Consider the following 20,746-nt stretch of genomic DNA (forward strand, 5'->3'; position numbering starts at 1 on the left):
GTGTGCTTTGGGGGTATGCCTTCTTTTTTGTCACTAGATATAAAATACCCATAATGGACAGGCAGGAATTTTTTTCACTGATAGATAAATGGATGGACGGATCGGCCAGTGACACCGAAATAAGGTCGTTGATGAATTACTACCATAGTTTCCAATCAGCTGCGGACTGGGATGAATCGCAGCTGGGGGCCAAAGCCTTGCTGGAAGCTGAAATGGAGCAGCAATTGCTGCTGGCTATCAGGAGCGCTGCACCGGTGGCTACGCCGGTGAAGCGTATCCCATGGCTGAAGATCGCGGCAGCGGTGCTAATGCTACTGATACTCGGTGGCGGCTGGTGGTATCGCACAGAAATCCGGCCACCTGTTCATACCGTGTCATCCAAACTATTTGTGACCAAAGCAGGGGAGCATCAGAAAATGCAACTGCCGGATGGTACTACGGTGTGGCTGAGTCCCGCCTCCTCCCTGCAATATGCAGATACATTTTTTAAAGGCAGCAGGGAGGTGGTACTCACAGGAGAGGCTTTCTTTGAAGTGGCTAATTCTCCCCAACAACCCTTTATTATTCATAGCGATAAGGTGGCTACGCGCGTGTTAGGGACCTCCTTTAATATACAGGCTTTTGAAGCACAACCAGATGTAGCCGTAACGGTATTAACGGGTAAAGTGGCTGTAACCGCAGGCGCCGCGGCAGCAGTGCCGGTAGCGCCACAACAAAGAGCCGTATTCAGTAAGGCCACCGGGTTAATTACGAAAGAAGAAAATGTATCTACCGCGGAACTGTTGAACAGGCGGGAAGGTATTTTGAAATATGACAGGGCCAGTTTAGCGGCGGTAGCTACCCAACTGGGTTATTATTACAACGTCACCATTGAAATAGCAGGCAATACGTCCAACTGTTTTTATTTCGGAGAATTCAATACACACGGCACTTTGGAGAAGGCGTTGCAGCAGTTGTGCCTGACGTTGAATGCCACTTTAGAAAAGAATGGTACAAAATACATTATCCGGAAATCCGGCGAATGCTGACCACTTATGAAATAAACTGAATTCCCATGTTAAAAGAAGCGCATCCCACTTAAGAAAAACCTCCCCGGAGGGAGGCTGAAAAGTTAAGTCCTAACGCTAGTATGCCACACTGGCCTGGTAACCGATGGCAGCTAGTATTTACTCAACCTTAATCTACGTAAAAGTATGAAAAAATGTGTACCTGTAATAGGCATGCTAATGAAAATGTCATTGTGTATTGTAGTCGTTGTATGTAGCACCGCACTATCACTGCTGGCCAATCATACCGAAGCCCAGCTCCTTGAAAAAAGGATTACCCTGAAAGTGGAAGGAGGGGTGTTGCACGATGCCCTGGATGAAATAGGCGCGTCTGCCAATCTCTCTTTCAGCTATGCGGTCAACAAAGAAATCTTTAACAGCGTAGTCACGATCAGGGCGCATCACCAGAAAGTGGGCAACATCCTGAAAGAACTGCTCGCCCCTTTTGCCCTGGAATATTTTATTGCAGATGATAAAGTCATCATCCGGCGAAGCAACGATCTGATGACCAGCATGCTCCTGGATTCCGCCTCCATGCTGCTGTTTAAAGACGTGAAAGGCAAGGTGGTCAATGAAAGGAACGAGCCGCTGCCAGGGGTTTCTATCCACGTAAAAAATGCATCCGTAGCTGCTGTTACCAATGATCAGGGAGAATATCACCTGAAAGGGATTCCCGAAAATGCGATCCTGGTAGTTTCTTTCATGGGATATAATACCCAGGAAATAGCCACCGGAAAGGATACGGAACTACGGATTGTACTCACAGAAGACACCAAAAAATTGGGTGAAATCATTGTAGTAGGATACGGCTCTCAGAAGAAGACGAGTCTTACCAGTGCCGTATCCAGCGTGAAAGGCGCTACAGTAGCAGAAAGACCAGTACCCAACGTAGTCAACGCATTGCAGGGACAAGTACCCGGTTTGTTTGTACAGCAAACAGATGGCATGCCCGGTACCAACAACAATAAACTGAGTATCCGTGGTATCAGTACCTTATCCAATAACCCGGTGCTGGTATTGATTGACGGCGTAGCCGGACAACTGGAAACGATCAATCCGCAGGACATTGATAACATCAGCGTCCTGAAAGATGCCTCTGCCACCGCCATCTACGGGGCACGCGCCTCCGGCGGGGTGATACTGGTGACTACCCGCAAAGGCCGGCTGAATGCCAAACCTTCTTTATCGTATGATGCGTATGCGGGCATACAGCAACCTACCTATCTGCCTAAGTTGGTAGACGCGGTATCGTTTATGCGTAAATGGAATGAATCACAACTGAATGATAACCCGGATGCCACCGTGCGTTTTTCGGAAGCCAATATTCAAAAGTATGCCAGCGGCGAACTGCCCAGCACGGACTGGATCAAGGCCATCTTCAAGCAGAATGCATTGCAGATGCAACATAATGTTGGTGTCTCCGGAGGAACAAAAAATACAGATTACTTTGTATCATTAGGTTACCTGAAACAGGAAGGACTGGTACAGGGTGTCATGAATGAACGCTTTACTTCCCGCATCAACATTAACACACAGATCCTCGATAACCTGAAGTTCGGTATCAACACGGTATATATGAATGCACCTAAAAGTTTTGCAGGTGCCGGCATTTATACTACCGCCATGCATTGGGCATATATCCTGAACCCTACGGAATGGGCATATACGCCGCAGGGACGTGATAGGAGCTATCGTGGTGGATCTCAGCCGGTAGCGATTATCAATCATGGTGGGTTTGAAAACTATAAAGACAACTACTTTAATACCAATATGACCCTGGACTACGGCATCACTAAAAACTTATCGGTGAAAGGCCAGTACTCCTACAACAGCCGTGATATCAAACACAAAATATTCAGGGCTACGTATAAGTTGTACGATGATAACGAAAACCTGGTGACTACGCAGCAGTCGCCCAACTCCCTGAATGACGACTATAACACCGCCATCAACCAGACGTTTATAGGCACATTGAATTACGGTTTGCAGGTAAAGCAGCACGACTTTAAAGCATTGTTAGGTTACAGCCAGGAAAGCATGAAATATGATGCGTATTCACTGGGTCGCCAGGATTTTCTGAACAACGATATTCATGTCATCAATGGCGGCAGCATTAAAAAAGACCAGTGGTCTACCGGCGGCGGCGCTTACGAATGGGCCATTCAATCGATGTTTGGACGGTTGTCTTACAGCTTCAAAGATCGCTATCTGCTGGAAGTAAATGGTCGTTATGACGGATCTTCCCGTTTTAAAAATAACCGTTGGGGTTTCTTTCCTTCTCTTTCAGCCGGATGGAGAATTTCTGAAGAAGATTTCCTGAAATCTTCCGGTACCATCAGTAATCTGAAGCTGCGTGGATCTTACGGAAAAGTAGGTAACCAGAATGCAACGGGAACGGATACACGTGGTATTTATTCCTGGGCCAGCATTATTGGTACCGGCGCTACTTATTTTAATGATAAGGCGCAAACCACAACCTACTATAACAATACCGCCAATCCGGATCTTACCTGGGAAGAAAAAGTAACAGGTAATATTGGTGTGGACGCAGGATTTTTTAATGAGAAGCTGACATTCACCGCCGATGTGTTTAAAGAGAAAACAACCGGTATTTTATTAACACCCAGCGTGCCTTCTACTTTTGGTCGTGAAGCGCCGGTGATGAACCTGGGTCGTATGAGTAACTGGGGCTGGGAAGTGTCTGCCGGTTATCAGAACCGTGATAACGAGTTGAAGTATGGTGTAATGGTTAACTTCTACGATACCCGCAACAAGATACTGGACCTGGGCGGTACGCCGGATGTGTTGCAGGAAAACCCGGTGATGGTAGGACAGGCCCGCTGGACCTGGTATGGCTACAAAGCGCTGGGACTGTACCAGTCGGATGATGAGGTGAAGAACTCGCCGGTATACAAGCCACAGAACAAAGCGGGAGATATTAAATACCAGGATACCAATGGTGATGGAAAAATTACACCGGAAGACCGTGTGATACTGGGTGATGCAGATCCGCACATGATGTTTGGTGTGAATGCCAACTTCTCCTGGAAACAGTTTGACCTGACGATGTTGTTCCAGGGAGTGTTGAAAAACAAAACCTATCTCACAGGATATGCTGTAAGTCCTTTTAACTACGGTGGTTCCTTTACTACTGACCTGATGGACTCCTGGAGACCGGATAACAAAAACGCCCGTTACCCGCTGATGCGGCAGGATTTGAGTGTGAACTACGACTTCTCCGACTGGTGGTTATATGATTCGAAATATGTGCGTTTGAAAAATCTGCAGTTAGGATATAACGTAGCGAAAAATGTGCTGCAACGTACAAAGATCAGTCAGCTCCGTTTTTATTTCATGATGGAAAATGTGCTGACGCTTAAATCAAAAAGTTTTCCGAAAAACTTTGATCCGGAAATCGACAACTGGCAGTCAGGCGTGAACTTCCCGCAAATGAAGACGTATACCCTGGGCCTGAATCTGAAATTCTGAGTACGCCATCACCTGTAAAAACAAACACATGAAACGACTATCAATTATCATCATACTGTGTACTTTAACGGTTTTATCTGCCTGTAAAAAGTTCCTCGACAAATCACCGTTAGATCAATACTCTGACGACACCTACTGGACAACAGAACAGGATGCTGTAAAGTTTGCATCACGGATATACGAATTTCTGCCCTCTGCCGACTTCTTTGTGTGCTATGAAGGCATGAGTGACAACGCTTTTTCCAAAACTGCTTCCTGGGGTAATACCCTGCGCAATGCGCAGCTGATAGGCAACAGCACTTTTGTGGCTACTACCGATTACCTGGGCGATGAGTGGCAATATGGACAGGTGCGGCATTGCCTGGAGTTCCTGGATCATGTGGATGCGGTGCCGGACATGAATGAAAACTTAAAGAAACGACTGAAAGCCGAAGTAAAAGTATCGCTGGCTTACCGCTACTTTATGATGACCATGCTATTCAGAGATGTGCCGTTGGTGACCAAAGTATTTACTACGCCTGCCGCATCAGATGTGCCGCAGGATAAGAAGGCGGTGGTGCTGACGCAAGTCATTAAATGGCTGGATGAAGCCGCCGCTGATTTACCCGCGTCTTATACCGGCGAAGATAAAGGCCGGTTTACACAAGGGGCTGCCTGGGGATTGAAAGCGCGGGTACTGCTGTACAACGGAGACTACGTTGCTGCTGCGGCGGCTGCCAAGCAAGTGATAGATAGCAAAGTATATTCGCTGTATCCTGATTATTATAACAGTTTTCAACAGGAAGGTGATTACTCGGCAGAAAGCATCATCAGCTATATCCATGTAAAGGAATTACGTGCCAATGGTTTGCGCGATATTCTCGGTATCAACTCCGTTTCCGGAGGCACACTGTACCTGGACCCATTGCCTTCCCTGGTAGACGATTATGAAAGCGCAGCCGGTTATTATCCGTTTACAAAAGATCCTGCCTATGATGTGCATGCGCCCTGGAAAAACCGTGATCCGCGTTTAAACGCCACGATATACTATCCTGGCAGCACCCTCGCAAATGACAAAGCATACGATCCTATCAATAATCCCATCGATAAAATAGGGGGTGATAAGGCCACCTATACCGGTTATGCTTTTAAGAAAATGTTTGATAAAACGGATCTGGAAGCAAGAGATAATGGGGGCAACGACTGGAAGATCCTGCGTTATGCAGAAGTATTGCTGACGTATGCAGAAGCCGCTAATGAAGCAGGGGGGCCATCTGCCGATATTAACAGCGCGCTGAATGAAATCAGGAGTCGTGCTAAGATGCCGGATGTAGCCGCTACATTCGCATTGAATGGCTGGACTATGTCGAAAGAAACGCTGCGTACCTTCATTCGTCATGAACGGCGTATAGAGCTCGCAGGAGAGGGGCATCGCTATTTTGATATCCTCCGGTGGAGAATCGGGCAACAGGCGTTAAATGGGCCTATTTATACCCTGGATGCCAGCGCCGGGTTGACCGACATTCCTGCTACCGGTGGCAAAACAAATAAGTATCCTAAAACCAAACTGGAAGACCGGCATTTTTCAACAGACAAGTTTTATGTATGGCCGGTTCCGCAAAGTATCCTGGATCAGGCACGCAAGCTGCAACAACAGCCGGAATGGAAGTAATTTCTTATTGTTTATATTTTCAACTCATTAGCTTGTGAAAAAGAATCAGATTATCAGCGTATTGGCCGCATGGCTGTTGTTAGTAACAGGTGTGGTGCAGGCGCAGCAGAACAAATCCCTGCATCAGTTGCAGCAGCAGTTTGTGGACCTGCGTTTCGGGATGTTCATTCACTTTAACATCCCTACTTTCATGGACGATGACTGGGCAGACCCGGAGGCATCTCCTGCTATTTTTAATCCGAAGAAGCTGGATTGTAATCAGTGGGCGGCGGCAGCCAAATCAGCGAACATGTCGTACGGATGTTTAACGACCAAGCATCACAGCGGTTTTGCCATCTGGGACACTAAAACCACTCCTTACAATGTGATGAATAGTCCGTTGAAAAGAGATGTAGTGAAAGAATATACCCAGGCATTCCGTGCGCAGGGGTTGAAAGTAATGCTGTATTACTCCATCCTGGATACGCATCATAAAATCCGTCCGGGTCAGATTACGAAAGCGGACATCGAAATGATCAAGGCCCAGCTGACGGAGTTGCTGACCAATTACGGCGACATTACCGCGTTGGTGATAGATGGCTGGGATGCTCCGTGGTCAAGGATTTCCTATGATGATGTTCCTTTTGAGGAAATATATGGTTTAATTAAACGACTGCAGCCCAACTGCCTGGTGATGGATCTGAATGCGGCCAAATATCCAGCAGAAGCCTTGTTTTATACCGACATCAAATCATATGAACAGGGAGCTGGTCAGCATATTTCTACTGATAATAATAAGCTGCCTGCATTATCCTGTCTGCCTATCAACACAGCCTGGTTCTGGAAAGCTGATTTCCCCACCACGCCAGTGAAAGATGCGGATAAGCTGGTGAATGATAACATTGTTCCTTTCAACAAAGCCTGGTGTAATTTCATTTTAAATGTGGCGCCTAACCGTGATGGGTTGATAGACAATAACGCATTGGCAGCATTGAAAAAGATTGGTCAGCAGTGGAAGAATGCAGGAGCGGTAAGCGCTTTACCTGCATATGCAGCGCCTATTATATCTTCCAATATTGCCAAATTCCAGGCGGCTAATTCCAGTTGGAGTACTGACATGAACATCATGGATTTTGCGAATGATGATAATTTCAGGACTACATGGCAATCGAACCGCAGCGTGAAGCAGCCCTGGTTTGAAGTGGAACTGAATAAAGCGCAGGGTTTTAATATGGTGACGATTGTAGAAGACAAAGCGCGTATTAAAAAATATCGTCTGGAGTATAATGAAAATGGTGTGTGGAAGCCATTGCCATCAGAAAGTGATGATGCGGGCCGGGTGAAGATTCATCGTTTCCCGCGGGTATGGGGAAATAAGGTGAGGATCCTGATAGATGAATTCTCTGAAACGCCTGCGATAGCAGAGTTTGGAGTGTTTAACGAGCAACGGTAAGTTGATTTTTTATTTGGAAATTTTGTTTTGAAGTCCGTCTTTCAAAACAAAATTTCCAAATGAATTAATGGGTTATTTTTTTTCCTCATGATATTCCTGCTCTGTGTTGATAGACCAGATATTGGATTTGGTAACAATACCATTTGAGATATTGTCTACCGCTACCATGGCCGTGAGCATAGAGTGGTCGGAGTTATTGTATTTGTGCATGCCGTTGCGGCCTACGAGGAACAGGTTTTCGAAAGAATCTATATAAGTTTTTAGTTCCTCAAAACGTTCGTAGGTGCCCCAGTATGCCGGGTATGTTTTTTCCATTCTGAGTACGGTGGCGTCCAGTACATCTGCCTGTTGCGCCAGGCCTATCTTACAGAGTTCTGTGATGGCCGTTTGCCGGATTTCTTCATCGGACAGTTCCCAGAAATCATCTCCTTTATTACAGAAGTATTCCATCCCTACCCAGGTGGTGTCGGGGTCTTTCACCATATAGGGACTCCAGTTATTAAAGAGTTGGAGACGTCCTACTTTCACATCTTTTTCCTGTATATAGATCCAGGTATCTTTCAGTTCCAGTGGTTTGTACTGGCCTGTTTTTTTATCTTCGAAGCTGAGATTTTTTAGTAAGATACCGATGGTGATGAAGTCACGATAATGCAGTCCTGCCGCAATTTCTCTGACATTGGCGGGGACATCGGTTTCCATGTCGGCTACCAGTTCCTTGATGGGCATGGTAGAAAAGAAATAATCACCTTCCAATGTGACCACTTCGCCGGTTGTGCGGTCTAATACATCAATGGCCGTGATCTGGTTGCCGGATGAGTGAATTTTTTTCACGTCGTGCTGCATGAGTACTGTGCCGCCTTTGTTGATGACCTGGTGTGCTACTTCTTCCCAAAGCTGACCCGGGCCGTGTTTGGGATAGAGGAATTGTTCTATCAGGCTGGTTTCAACATTTTTTTGTTTAAGGTCTTTGGGTTTGCCGGCGGCTACGGCTGATTTTACAGCATGTGAAATCGCTTTGCCGATGGAGATACCTTTGATTCGTTGTGCGCCCCATTCTGCAGAAATGGAGCTACATGAAATGCCCCATACTTTTTCGGTATAGTCTTTAAAGAAGAGGTGATACAGGGTTTTACCGAAACGGTTAATCATAAAATCTTCCAGGGATTTTTCATTTTTTCTTGGAAAAATCTGTGCCCACAGGTAAGAGAACATGATGCTGATAGTAGTGGTAAATCCCAGTTTACGCAGGGTGTCAATGGATAACTGGATGGGATAGGTAAAGAATCTTTTAAGGAAATAAATACGCGAGAGGCGTTGTCTCACCAGCATGATCAGGTCCGGGTTAGGGGCTATCAGCGTATCGGTGTTATTGCTGTTGTTGCGGGGAGCTTTTACTTCTCTGGTTTTTGATTGGTAGCTGATAGAAAATATTTCCGCGGCTTCTTTATCCAGCGGCATCATGTTCATCCACCAGTCCATTACGCGATCGGATTTGGAGAAGAACCGGTGCCCTCCAATATCGATGCGGTTACCTTTGTAGTTGACCGTTTTGGAAATGCCGCCGATGTCGGTGCTTTTTTCCAGCACTACAGGTAGGATACTGGTGCGCTGCAGTAATTCATAGGCAGCAGTCAGCCCGGCAGGGCCAGCGCCAATGATGATAGCTTTCTTTTGCATGAGCGAATGAGGTTGTTGAATAAATGATTTCTGAGGTGAGCATGTTGTGGTTACCTAATTGTCTGAGATGAAGTGTTGGAGTGGCATCCCACGCGCATAAAGATGGTGGAACCTGTTAAACGTTGGCATAGCAAAATGGTTTTATGCAGGTATTTCCGGTGAAGGAATTACCTGTTTTGAGGGTGTATATATTTTTTGGGTTAGCAGCAGAACATGAAGGCTGCTCGCACTATACAAGTATAGGAGTTGTTACTGAAATGCGATAGCAGCAAGGGTGGTTTGGCTTTTAGCCATTAGCTTTTAGTTTTTAGTAAATGCAGCAAAGACCAACATATATTGATCTTTGCTGCATTTACTAAAAACTAAAAGCTAATGGCTCAATGCTATTAAAATTTCCATTTGTAAAAATAGATGGGCGCATTTTTACCTTCGCTGATGGTCACGTAGCCGTCATTCCCTGGTGTAATGGTGACGCCTTCTCCCTGCTTTTCTGCTACATAGGGTAGTTCTTTGGCAGGTTTTGCCATGGCTTCTTCCACACTTTCATTGCTGTTGCGATGCCAGTAGTAAATGGCGCTTAAGGTTTTGATAACTATATGGTGGCCGTCTTTGGAAATATCTCCGGAAGTAACCCAGGAATAAGGCAATTTGATGAGTTTTTCCAGCACGACTTTATCGCCGTCTTTGAAGAAAAGTTGTTTTGTTTTATACAGACTTACTTCTTTTTCTCTTTTGCTGACGATATAAATTTGTTTACTGATAGGATCAATCATCAGCGACTCTGCATCACGTGCGCCATTAGGGAATTTGAGCGTCAGCACATCGGGCGTAATGGTTTCGTGTTCTGCAGGTAATTTTTCCGGCTCAGGGAAGCGGTATATGCGGATATGTTTCCGGACGCCACTATTGTCGCCAATATCGCCTACATATACATACGACTTGCCTTTGACCGGTCCAATGCCTTCCGCAATATCTTCCCAATCGCGGTTACTGACACCATCCAGTTTAATGGTAGAGATGAGTACCCCTTTGTTGTTGAGCAGGTATACTTCCGGTTTATTGCCGCTGTCGTTATGGGTCCAGTAGCAGCCTTTTAAAGGTATGCTGGAAGCAATACCGGAGGCTTCCCTGATTTTATCAGTGGCGAGTTGGCCGAGTATCTCCGGAGTGGCTGTTTGAGCCAGGGAGGTAGCGGAAAGGAGCATGGAGAGAATGCAAAGGGTTAGTAAGCGCATATGTTAAATTACAGAAATTTATAAACAGCGATTCTTCTATCACCGGATTTTTCCAGTATTTTTTTATCTACTGCCTCTTTTAAGTCCCGACTGGCAGTTGCACTTGAAATGTCTTTATTATCTCTGAGATAGTCTTTTCTTGAAAAAGATGAATTTCCGATTTTCTGTTTAAACAGACTCATTCTATCAACTGCTGTTATTGTCGTATTCTGATTCAATAATAATTCTTCTAAAGATTCCTCTATCACTGCGAGCATAAATTCAATAAAAGGAGTGGAGTGGCCTGATTTATCCGAGATGCTCAGCGCTTTATAATATTCAACCTGTCTTTTCTTTACAACTGTTTCAATTGGCAGGTATTCAAAAACAGGATATTGCTCTTTGAGAATTACTGTTTGCCAAAATCTTCCCATTCTTCCATTTCCATCGACAAATGGATGTATGAATTCAATTTCGTAGTGGAAAACACAACTTTTGATCAGTACCAGGTCTTTCCCGGTTTTTAAATAAAAGAACAGCTCATTCAATAACGGTTTCACCATTGTTCCAGGTGGTGCTACATGGGTGATTTTTGAACCTTTTATAATGCCTACTGCTTTACTCCTGATTTTCCCTGGAGCAGCAATAAGTCCCGTCATTAATATTTTATGTGCTTCCAGAAAGGAAGGTAGACTCTTAGGTTTAAATTTATTTAAACCATCATAAAGTAAGATCGCATTTTTTACTTCGAGGATATCTTTTTGAGGAGCCAATACCCTTTTATTATTAATGATATCAGTTATTTGTTCCACTGATAAGGTATTTCCTTCTATTTCCAGAGAAGATTGTATGGTTTTGATCCTGTTAGTTTTTCGTAAAGTAGCGGGGGCTTTTTGTAAATGCGTGGCATTGACTTCCCCGATTTTTTCAGAAACAGAGGCGATTAATTCGAGTATTCTATTGGTTATTTGATATGGAGGAGTCATTTTTTAATAATGATAGTATCATATGATACTATCAAAGATAGTATTTTTGAATTAAAATGTTTGCTATATTGGGTTTTGTTAAATATGCTCAGATGTAATATTGAAAATTAATGATACTATAATATATAGTTTATTTATTGTATATTATATACCTGCTTTTAGAATAATACAAATGCATGCTGTGAATAAGTTGGCTATTCACTGCATAAACCAATAAATTCCAAATGGTAATGAACCAGCAGTTATTCTCGTCGTGGCATTGATAGCTACCTTCACACTGGTAAATCATACACATAAACCTGCGTTCCCCTGCCTTTAAAAGCTTCGAGGATCAACGGTTCTATTTTATCCCAGGTGCCGCCCGCGAGGCCGCACCCAATCCTGGGCATATGTACGGTTGCCTGCTCTTTTCCCGCAAAGGCAGCTACTTTATGTAAAGCGGTTTGGATGGCTTCATAACGTACAGGAGGCAGCACATCTGTAGTGTGACGGGTCGTAATTTTATGTTGCCCGATCATATTTATAACCCATAGGTTCTCCTCTACGGCAACAATTTGAATATCTCCTAATACTGGTCTGGGATCTGCTTCAAAGGAGGCTAAGTATTGTTTTTTAGCAGAAGGCCATTTTTTTGAAACAGGTAATACAAAACCTTTTCCCCATGCGCCGATATCATTGCATACATGTGCGATAATTTTTTTTCCATCACCAACAGGTGCGGTAGCATCTCCGGTTAAATATTGAATGGGCATAACAAATCTTATTTTCGATGGCAATATAATCGAAAAATTCAGGTTGGGATAAATAGTGACGTTGAATAATATCAGTATAACAATTGAGAATCTTTATTAATCAGCAGTATCCCTTCTTTAAACGACAATGCTATGGGATGTTGCTGATCTGTATCTCTGAATATGCCGGTTTTGTTTTTCAGGAAGCCGATTGTATAACCGTTTATCGTAGCGTCAGAGAAGCCAATGAAATTCTTGTTTCCATTTTTCCTGTAGGATGCCAATATCCTGTGAATAGGCCATATGGAGTACATGCTGCCACGTACCGCCATATCAGCAAATCCATCCACTTGTAGATACAACTCCATAAAATCTCCGGGAAATCTAAAGCCTAAAGCATTTTCTGTCTCCATAATCATTTCTATCAATGCTCCTTTGTTCAGTTTAATGCTTTCTATTTTCCATTGTTGAATAATGCTCTCTGTCCAACTTTTCATAAACGATGGTTATTTTTTATCAATCACAACATATACTACCGACATAGGAGGTAAAGCTACTTTAATACCTCCCTGAGTACCAGCCGCATTGGCTTTTACGGCATCATAATTTTGAGGACCACCAGCGGTACCGGCAGGCCCGTTGTCGTTTACCAATACCTTGCGACCAAATCCGCTAACGCCTTCACCGCCGGAGAGGGTGTACCAGTAGTATCTGCTGCCTGCATTGAAGTTTTTAAATTTCAACTGTACCTTCTTTTGAAGATTGCCTTTATTCACCAGTACGGCAGATATTTCTCCGGAACTGAAGGTAGACGCATAAGATATGACACTGGTATCCGTAGACGTAGCATTGATGGCTCTGTCGCCCAATGTCTTCTGAAGGAAATACAGGTAATAAAATGCAGGTCTTGGTTCCCAGCGTTGTTCGCCGGAAGCAGCGGCGCCATCGCTAAAAAGGCCGTGATCATTTCCATTATCCCAGGCATTGGCAAGATCCCAGCGACTGGCCATCCCGAATTTATTTTTCATCAGTTCTTCCAGCACCAGCACTGCATGTATGCCGGCTACCTGTGATACCATTTGTTTGGATCCGGTAGCGAAAATATTCCATTCCGTTAGTGCAACAGGTTTTTGTGTTACACCGGCTGCCTGTACGGAAGTGTTTACATGATTGTAAATTATTTTAGTGACCGTGCTGGCGGTGGCGAGTATTTCCAAAGGCGTGGAGTTGGTATTGAAGGGAGTATAATAGCTGTGTACAATATAGAAGTCGGCTGCGTTACCCGCCTGCTGTAATACGCCACTGTTCCAGCTTTTGTCGGTAGCCGTAGCCCATGACGCTGGTTCCTGTTCAAGGAGCTGTACGCCGATGTAAATGGTTTTGCCAATTTCTGTAGCAGCTTTGCGCAGGGAGTCGATAAATACTTTTGCGTGGCGACCATACAGGTCGCCTGTGATCAGGAGTGGTTGTCCGTCTTTGTTTTGCGATACATCAATACGATAGCCGGCCTGCCAGGTACCGTTGCTTTCGTTGCCTATTTCCCAATATTTGGTGCGGCCATTATCGTAACGTACCCAATCGGCAGCAAGATGTGCCGCAGCAGCTACGGGATTGTTGCTGTTGCCATACCGGGCGTATCCATAGTTCAGCGTGATGATGCCTTCGTTGTTGGTTTGTTGCAGCATCCGGTAGTAGTTGTCCAGCGACAGTGTCCAGCCATCGTTATTGCGGCCATACCAATAGCCTGCATTCGCCATTGTGCCATTCATGTCGGGAATATTGACAGGAGCGTCTGTTGGCGGATTACCCGGGGTACCATTCCAGAAATAGATGCTACTCAGATTGCCTCCGGGAAAACGGATAATGCCGGGATGCAATTTGGTGATGTGTCCCATTAACGTTGGTTCTGTCACCATCTGCGTCATATATAAATTACTGTTGTTGCCAAACAGTGCAGGCGAAATTTTCGTAATAATCGTAGAGGCATCTACAGTAACGGTAGTATTCACATCCGCAGGAGCAGCCGTTTCGTTAAATGGGGGAGCAGTAAACGTTTTTGCGGTCCATCCATTTTTAAAAAAGCCTTCTGTGGCGGCCGTGGCGGGGTCTGGTGGCGTGACTACCGTAACAGTGGTGTCGGGTTTATTGCCCTCGCCTGTTGGGGTGGAAGACTTTTTACCACATGCGCCTAGGGCGAAGAGCAACAGGCATATCCATACCATATCATTTGCTTTTTTCATCTGATCAGATTGTTCGGTCGTTGAAATACCGGGCATCACATGATGGACGCCCGGTTGAATTGACCTACTTAAGAATTATTTTATTTTAACGATTCTGAAATTATCATAAGCTGTATTGTATACCTCTACGCCTGCAGCTTCAGTAATGATACGGTAGCCGAATGTTACTTTTGCATCGGGTTTCAGCAGGTCGCCCATAACGGCAGCGTTGGCGCCGGTGCCTTCAATACCATCGGCAGTGAGCTTAAAGTCTGATAGTTTAACAGTAACGGTCTGCCATTTGTTATTGGTATCGAACGATTTGTTGGTAGCCGTTAACCAGGGCTGATAGCGGAAGCAATACTTATCATTGAAGCGAAGCACGTTGATGCCTGCGGTCCAAGGTTCTTTGGTATTGATTTCAAATTTCAGCGCGTACTGCGATGCTTCTTTTGTCAGTACATCTGTGGAAAACATAGCTACATCATTGAAGTTACCGGAGCGATTGCCATTCCACCATCCGCCGTCATTAGCGCCTACACCTCCGAAGATATTCTGGAGGTATGCGCCCCTGGTGCCGGGAAAAAGAGTGGCATCGCTGGTTCTGTTAGCTCCCCACCAGGCCCAGTTGAATACAGGTGTTTCACCGGTTTCTCCATCGTTGGTTAAATTGCTGATAACATCACCGCTGGCATGATCATTCAGTGGTCCGTCAGACATCGCCTTGCCGTATTTGGCTTGTATCACCAGTCGGCCGGTATCGGTGCCGAGGTTGGGCATGATAAGCCCCACTCTTGTGCCGCTGGCATTCGTTACAAACGAAGTAATTTCTCTGCCCCCCGGTAGTGTGATCTTATCTATCAGGAACAGGCTGGAGCCATATATGATCAGTGAATCACCAGCCAGCGCATTTTCATTGGAGATAGATGTGATAGCCGGTGGTGGTATATCTAATACAAAAGAGTAAGCAACTTCACCATGCGTAGTGGTAACTTTTATCTGGCTAGGCACTTTCGGATCAGTGGCCTCAGTGGGGGCATTGCCCGGAATACTGAGAATGATGTGTGTATTGGTATTATAGGTAGGATTAGCGTATGCACTCATGCCGTTGAAAGTGATACTGACTACACCACCCAGGTTTTGACCGGTGATCAGGATGAGGGTGCCTGGTAATGCTTTGGTAAAGGCACTATCCTGCAGGGCGGAATCCAGCAGCGTTACTTTGGTGATCACCGGGGGACCGGACAGCTCATTGTTTTTAGAACAGGAAACGAGCAGGCATAATATTACTGCCAGCATTCCTGTAATTAGTCCGCCGTGTTTTTTATATGAGTTAAGATGATAGTTAGTCATACGTGTACTTTTTGAAGATTAATAGGAATAAGGCACCGGTGGTTTCCTGAGATTGGGTGCTGCTGATAATTCAGCTGCGGGATAAGGTAACAGGAAGTTGCTTTCCGTAACAGGGTAGAAAGCGGGTGTGTCGGAGGTAATGGTCCAACTGGTGGCATTGGTGGCCGTATTAGGTATAATCCGGTAGGTACCTTTATCCTGGGCATTCAGCAAGGCAATGGCTTTTTGCGGATTGTAATAATGCAGGCGTAAGATATCGTACCATGCCTGACCTTCCATTGCCAGTTCCAGTCTTCTTTCTTTATAAATATCATCCCAGGTGATGCTGACCTTATCAGCCAGCCCGGCGCGTTTGCGGACCGCGTTGAAATACTTCAGTGCTTCTCCGTCTGAAGTGCTGGCTGCATTGCCCAGTATAGCTTCTGCATACATCAGGTATACATCTGCCAGTCGCAGCATATAGGTATTAATTTCCGTATGCTGTTGGGTTACTTTGCCATCATTATCTTCTGGTCTGCCTACTACATATTTTTTGACCCAGGCGCGTGTATTGTACCTGTCGGTGCCGTTAAAATTCCATGGTACCTGTAATTCCTGTATGATCTTTTTACCGGGATTATTAGGGTCATCTACTGACTGATGGATGTAGGAATAGTGGTCGCCGGGGAACATAAAGGTACCTTTACGTCTTTTGTCATTGGGAGAATATAACCTTAACTGGTCCAGCGAAGCGCCGAGATCAGCTCCCCAGCCATCGGCAAAGCCGGTGATTTCAGAGCCGAAGGCGAGAAATGCCTGCACACTGTTTTGTGTACCCCAGTCGCCGTCATATTTCCATTGCAGGGAAAACAGGCTTTCGGAATTATTGTTATTTTTTGTGAGGAATAAGTCTTCATAATTGTTCAGCAACGAAGCGCCACTGTTGACAATAACATCGTTGGCAAACCATTTGGCGCTATCGAGATCAGCCTGTTTGCGTGTCATAGAGCTGCCTAGGCCCGCGCGGGTGAGGTATATTTTTGCGAGCATGCCTTCTGCGGACCATTTAGTGAGACGGCCTTTCTGAATAGGTGTAGCAGGTAAATTGGCGGCAGCAAAACGCATCTCCCGGATAATAAATCCCCATACCGTTTCCACTGTATTGCGGGTAACGGAGGTATCTGTTACCAGCTTATAGTTATCCTCGATTACCGGTACCGGCCCCCAGTTTTGTACCAGGTAGGAATAGGCCAGTCCGCGCATGAAACGTCCTTCTGCAATGGCGGCATTTTTCACATTGGCAGGTACTGATGCTGCCGTGTATTTGGTGATGTTATTAATCGCCATATTGGACTGCGCTACCACGTTGAAGAAAGCCGTCCAGGAACTGTATACTTCGGGTGTAATGTCTGTGGTCTGCATCCGGATGTTATCCACCTGGTAAGAGCCAGACATGAGTACACCGGCTCTTCCATCACCGAGGCCATTGGCAGCTTTATCGTTATATGCAAACCATACGATGCCATACAACGGTGCGGTGCCAGCCATTACCTGGTCGGAGGTCTGGTAGAAATTAACATCCACAATGGCATCTTCCGGAGGTCTGTTTAAGAAGCTCTTACTGCAGCTGCCCAGGATAACCAATAATGTGAAAGCGGTCAGGTATCTTTTATAAAAATGATTGTTCATTGTAATTTTTTTACTGCATTAAAAATCAACACCTACGCTGGCGGAATACATCCTGGTTAGAGGATAGCGGCCGGCATCCACGCCATAGAACTGGCTGTTTAGCTGCACTTCTTTGCCAAGAGAAGCACCTACTTCCGGGTCATAGCCTTTGTATTTGGTAAAGGTGGCCAGGTTCTGTACGCCGATGGATAACCGCACCGCTTTGATCACCGGTTGTTGTTTGATGAGAGAAGCAGGCAGGGTGTATCCCAGCTGAATATTTTTGATCCTGATATAGGAGCCATCTTCTACAAAGAGGTTGGTGAAGCGGTTGCCATTGCCGTTTACATCCGTACCGGTAATTCTTGGTACGGTGGTACCAGGATTCTGGAGGGAAGCTTTTGTGCCATCGCCGGTTACACGTGCATAATCAAATGCTTCCACCAGCAGGTTGCGTCCCAGGTTGATATTGTTGGGATTCAGATTTTCATAGCGCAGGTAGTTGTAGATGTCGTTGCCTTGTGTGCCGGTAATCAGGATGTTAAGATCAAATCCTTTATAGGAAAAGGTGTTGGACATACCGAAAGTGAGCTTGGGCCATGGGTTGCCGATATTGGTCTGATCACGGGAGTCGATGATACCATCCCCGTTCAGGTCTTTATATTTTATATCACCTACCCATACACCGCCATCTTTGGCAACATCCAGCCTGCTGCCATCGGCTTTTGCAGGGACCGCACTTTTGTTAATTTCATCTACAGAGGTGAACAATCCATCTGCTACGTAGCCGTAAAACAGCCAGGGCGCCTGGCCTACAGTAGCACGTGCACTGAAGTTATTCATATACCATGCAGAGCGGGTAATCACCGCTGCATCGGAATAGAATTCGGTGATTTTTGTTTTGAAAGAGGATACGTTGAAGTTGGTTCTCCATACAAAACCACTGCTGCTCTTTATGTTTACGGTATTCAATGTGATGCCGAAACCTTTGTTCTGCAAGGTGCCGATGTTCACCGTAGGAGGAGTAATAGCACCTTCTCCCTGTGTTCCCATATAGGCTGGCAGCGGATTTAGCAGCAGCAGGTTGTTTGTTTTTTTGATATAGTAGTCAGCTTCCAGTTGTATCCTGTTATCCAGTATGCTGAGATTAAATCCAATATTTTTTGTGGTAGTAGATTCCCATTTGATATCAGCGTTACCGTATACGTTGGATTTATATCCATTTCCCCAGGGGGTGGTAACTGCACCCAGACTGGAGTATTGTCCGCCGCTACCGGTGCTGCCGGTAGTGCCATATTCCGCGCGTATCTTCAGGTCATTGATGAAGGGAACATTTTTCATAAACGGCTCACTGGTAATACGCCAGGCGGCAGATATAGAAGGGAAGTATGCCCACTGGTTATTAACACCGAAGATGGAAGAGGCATCTGCACGACCCGCCAGTTGGAGAATGTATTTGTCGTTATACACATAATTAATACGTCCGAGGTATGATTCCAGCGCGCCGGAACCTTTACCACTACCGGTGGTTTGTCCCTGTGCATTACCCAGGTTAATGGAGGGGATCTCGTTGCTGGCAAAACCGATACGGGTAGCGCTATAGCTCTGGTAGTTCCAGGCCTGCGCTTCATGGCTCGCCATCACACTGAAGCTATGTTTCTTAATTGTTTTATTGTATTGCACCAGTTCATTCAGGTTCCAGTAGAAGTTTTTGTTGGTACTGATACTCATGCTGGCATTTTCATTTGAATTATATCCCAGCTGATAGGTGGGTGTAAATTTGGCGCCATCTGCATATTCAAAGTTGCCGTTAAAGCTGGTACGGAAAGTAAGGCCCGGGAGAATATTGATTTCTGCACTGAGGCCGCCCAAACCACCTGTTCTCTTGTAGTCGTTGCTAATAAGACTTGCGATTGCCAAAGGATTCAGCGGCGCAAACTTTGCATTGCTGCCATATTCATTTTCTGTAGCGCCGCCCCAGGTGCCATCCGCATTTTTTACCGGGATATTGGGCGCCAGGTTGATCGCATTACGGATCACATCTTCACTGGTAGAAGCCAGCTTTTCTTTTGTCTGGTAGAAGTTGAGAGAGGTACTTAATTTAAGCCAGTCAAAAGCTTTGTTGTCCAGGTTCAGGCGGAAGGAATATCTGTTGAATGCAGATCCGGTAGCCACACCCTGCTGACTGAAATATTCACCTGCCATATAGTAATTGGTCGTTTTGGTACCATTGCTGACGGTGATCTGGTGTTTTTGCAGCGGCGATACTTTGAAGAGTGCCTCCTGCCAGTTGGTGCCGGCGCCAAGCACCGAAGGGTTTTTGAATTCTGCGGTGGGCGTGCGGTTCAGCAGTGTAGCAATTTCGTTGTTCATGATGGCAAATTGCTGCAGGCTCATGGTTTTGATGGGGTCTGGCTTTTCCTGGGCAGTATAGAGATAGTTGTATCCCACTTTCAGCCCTTGCTGACCCCTTTTGGTGGTGACCAGTATTACACCGTTAGTTGCACGGGAACCGTAAACAGCTGTAGCGGATGGACCCTGTAATACTTCCATGGACTCTATATCTGAAGGGTTAATACCCGCGAGCGGATTAACGGAGCTGGTAGCGCCATAGGAAACGTTGGCAGGCTGTATCTGCACTCCGTCAATAACATACAAGGGTTCATTGGTGTTACCAATGGTATTAACACCGCGGATATTGACAGAGATGCCACCTCCGGGTTGTCCCGAGTTTTGTGTAACGTATACACCCGCTGCGCGGCCCTGTAAAGCCTGATCCAGGGTGGTGTTGATTGTTTTGTTGATGTCTGCGGAAGAAATGGATACCTGCGCGCTGCTCTGATCTGTTTTCTTCATAGTACCATAACCCACCACCACTACATCCTGCAGGGCACTCCGGGTTTCATTCAGCACCACATTCAACGTGGAGGCATCGCCTACTTTTATCTCTTTGGCGGTAAAGCCAATAGAGGTAAAGACTAATACCTGACCAGGGGCAGCAGCGATGCTAAACTTGCCATATTGGTCTGTGGCTACCCCGGTGTTGCTGCCTTTAAAGATGACGGATGCGCCGGGAACAGGTTGTCCTGATTCATGAGCGGTTACTGTGCCGCTAACTTTTTTTCCTGATGGAGGTGGATTTTGTGCTTTTGCTGTAATGGCAAAGGCACAGTAAGTGATCGTTAGCCATACCCATAGGAATGGCCTTCCAGTAATACTGGCTCTTTTCATACGTGGAGAAATTAAAAATTTTAAAAAAGAAACGAGTGTCGATTTTGGTTTGCTACTTCATAGACTTATT

The 20,746-nt window shown here is 45.6% G+C and carries 13 protein-coding genes; 4 read left to right on the top strand and 9 right to left on the bottom strand.

Annotated elements, in window-relative coordinates; genetic code table 11:
- Positions 1–53: 53 nt before the first annotated feature.
- The 4 genes from AC1DCV_RS02040 (at position 54) to AC1DCV_RS02055 (ending at position 7,618) form a co-directional block, all read left to right on the top strand.
- Positions 54–1,028 carry a FecR family protein gene (locus AC1DCV_RS02040; RefSeq protein WP_477021601.1) on the top strand — a complete coding sequence of 325 codons (975 nt, stop codon included), beginning with the start codon at positions 54–56 and terminating at the stop codon, positions 1,026–1,028.
- A gap of 165 nt (positions 1,029–1,193) precedes the next feature.
- Positions 1,194–4,535 (top strand): SusC/RagA family TonB-linked outer membrane protein, encoded by a 3,342-nt coding sequence (locus tag AC1DCV_RS02045; RefSeq protein WP_477021602.1) that lies wholly within the window; start codon positions 1,194–1,196, stop codon positions 4,533–4,535.
- A gap of 28 nt (positions 4,536–4,563) precedes the next feature.
- Positions 4,564–6,186 (top strand): RagB/SusD family nutrient uptake outer membrane protein, encoded by a 1,623-nt coding sequence (locus AC1DCV_RS02050; RefSeq protein ID WP_477021603.1) that lies wholly within the window; start codon positions 4,564–4,566, stop codon positions 6,184–6,186.
- A 34-nt stretch (positions 6,187–6,220) separates the two neighbouring features.
- A complete protein-coding gene (locus AC1DCV_RS02055; RefSeq protein WP_477021604.1) occupies positions 6,221–7,618 on the top strand; it encodes an alpha-L-fucosidase in 1,398 nt (465 codons plus the stop codon).
- Positions 7,619–7,690: 72 nt separating this feature from the next.
- Here AC1DCV_RS02055 and AC1DCV_RS02060 read toward each other — a convergent pair whose 3' ends face one another.
- The 9 genes from AC1DCV_RS02060 to AC1DCV_RS02100 all read right to left on the bottom strand — a co-directional run bounded on the left by AC1DCV_RS02060 (position 7,691) and on the right by AC1DCV_RS02100 (position 20,676).
- Positions 7,691–9,295 (bottom strand): NAD(P)/FAD-dependent oxidoreductase, encoded by a 1,605-nt coding sequence (locus AC1DCV_RS02060; protein ID WP_477021605.1) that lies wholly within the window; start codon positions 9,293–9,295, stop codon positions 7,691–7,693.
- Positions 9,296–9,681: 386 nt separating this feature from the next.
- Entirely contained in the window at positions 9,682–10,530 is an 849-nt protein-coding gene (locus AC1DCV_RS02065) for a hypothetical protein (protein WP_477021606.1), read from the bottom strand.
- Between the two features lie 8 nt (positions 10,531–10,538).
- Positions 10,539–11,495 (bottom strand): Fic family protein, encoded by a 957-nt coding sequence (locus AC1DCV_RS02070; protein ID WP_477021607.1) that lies wholly within the window; start codon positions 11,493–11,495, stop codon positions 10,539–10,541.
- Between the two features lie 272 nt (positions 11,496–11,767).
- On the bottom strand, positions 11,768–12,247 hold the full coding sequence (locus tag AC1DCV_RS02075) for a macro domain-containing protein (protein WP_477021608.1): 480 nt from the start codon (positions 12,245–12,247) through the stop codon (positions 11,768–11,770).
- A 71-nt stretch (positions 12,248–12,318) separates the two neighbouring features.
- Complete coding sequence (locus AC1DCV_RS02080) at positions 12,319–12,723, bottom strand: SMI1/KNR4 family protein (RefSeq protein WP_477021609.1); 405 nt, start codon at positions 12,721–12,723, stop codon at positions 12,319–12,321.
- Positions 12,724–12,732: 9 nt separating this feature from the next.
- Positions 12,733–14,466, bottom strand: a complete 1,734-nt coding sequence (locus tag AC1DCV_RS02085; protein ID WP_477021610.1) for an alpha-L-arabinofuranosidase — start codon at positions 14,464–14,466, stop codon at positions 12,733–12,735.
- Between the two features lie 75 nt (positions 14,467–14,541).
- Positions 14,542–15,798 carry a glycan-binding surface protein gene (locus AC1DCV_RS02090; RefSeq protein WP_477021611.1) on the bottom strand — a complete coding sequence of 419 codons (1,257 nt, stop codon included), beginning with the start codon at positions 15,796–15,798 and terminating at the stop codon, positions 14,542–14,544.
- Between the two features lie 18 nt (positions 15,799–15,816).
- On the bottom strand, positions 15,817–17,466 hold the full coding sequence (locus tag AC1DCV_RS02095) for a RagB/SusD family nutrient uptake outer membrane protein (protein WP_477021612.1): 1,650 nt from the start codon (positions 17,464–17,466) through the stop codon (positions 15,817–15,819).
- Between the two features lie 18 nt (positions 17,467–17,484).
- The gene (locus AC1DCV_RS02100) at positions 17,485–20,676 is read right to left on the bottom strand and encodes a SusC/RagA family TonB-linked outer membrane protein (RefSeq protein WP_477021613.1); all 3,192 of its coding nucleotides are present in this window, start codon (positions 20,674–20,676) and stop codon (positions 17,485–17,487) included.
- Positions 20,677–20,746: the final 70 nt, after the last annotated feature.

The sequence above is a fragment of the Chitinophaga sp. 10T418 genome (genome assembly GCF_056394125.1).